Here is a 930-nt window from a genome sequence, read left to right as displayed (position 1 = left end):
CTTCACCCTGTGAATGTATAACCGATGTATCGTTTGGCTTCGATGGGATCGTATCCGAGCCTGGCGCGCAGCTTCTTGCGCAGCTTGCTCACGTGGCCCTCGATCACGCTCTCCTCGACATCGTTGGAGTAGATGCCGTAGGTGGCGTTGAAGATCTGGGTCTTGGTCAGGCGCCGGCCGCGGTTGCGCACCAGGTACTCGAGAATGTGCCGCTCGCGCCGTGGCAGGATCAGGGCCTCGCCGTCCACCTGCGGGTCGCGGCCGTCGAAGAACACCTTGAGCCGCTCGCCCTCCGCGGGCAGCTGGCCGGCGTTCATGCGCCGCCAGATCGCCTCGGAGCGGGCCAGGATCTCGCGCACGTGCACGGGCTTGGCGACCACGTCGTCGAAGCTGGCGGTGAACAGCTCCAGGGTCTGCTGGAGCGAGCGCACCTCGGACAGGGCGATGATCGGGGCCTTGGAGTGGCGCCGGATCGCCTCGGCGCAGGTCAGGCGCTGGGCGAAGTCGCCGAGCAGGAAGCCCTGGACGGCTTCGAGATCGGCGCGCGAGGCGCTCTCGAGCCAGTCCTGGAACTCGGATGAGAAGAGCCCGAGGGAGGGTACGCCCTCCCGGTTGAAGCTGGCCACATAGCCGGCCGTCACGATCGATCGTTCGTCGACGACGATATACATTGCTCGATGCCCCCGCCCAAGGTCATTGATGCCGCCATCCTGCTCTGGCGGTTACGCAACTGGTACTGCTGCCGGCGCGGCTACGGGACTTGTTATTACTTGGACTCGCGTCCCGCGTGCTTGCGCTCTTCTGTGCGCCCCCTCCGAATCAGGGGGACATCCGATAAATGCCGTTCGGCCCGACTCCCGTCAATGGCCAAGCCGCCCAACGCGCCCCGACAACGCCACATCCCAGACCCTGTGACTCAAACGCAATAGT

The 930-nt window shown here is 65.1% G+C and carries 1 protein-coding gene; it reads right to left on the bottom strand.

Annotated features, from left to right (window positions below):
- Positions 1 to 2: 2 nt before the first annotated feature.
- Positions 3 to 671, bottom strand: a complete 669-nt coding sequence (locus tag LG661_RS24705) for a response regulator transcription factor (protein WP_230534642.1) — start codon at positions 669 to 671, stop codon at positions 3 to 5.
- Positions 672 to 930 lie beyond the last annotated feature (259 nt).

Origin of the sequence: Microvirga roseola (assembly GCF_020866965.1) — a bacterium.
GTDB classification, from domain to species: Bacteria; Pseudomonadota; Alphaproteobacteria; order Rhizobiales; family Beijerinckiaceae; genus Microvirga; species Microvirga roseola.
Note: the sequence above shows the minus strand (reverse complement) of the source record. Positions and strands in the feature narration are given on the sequence as shown.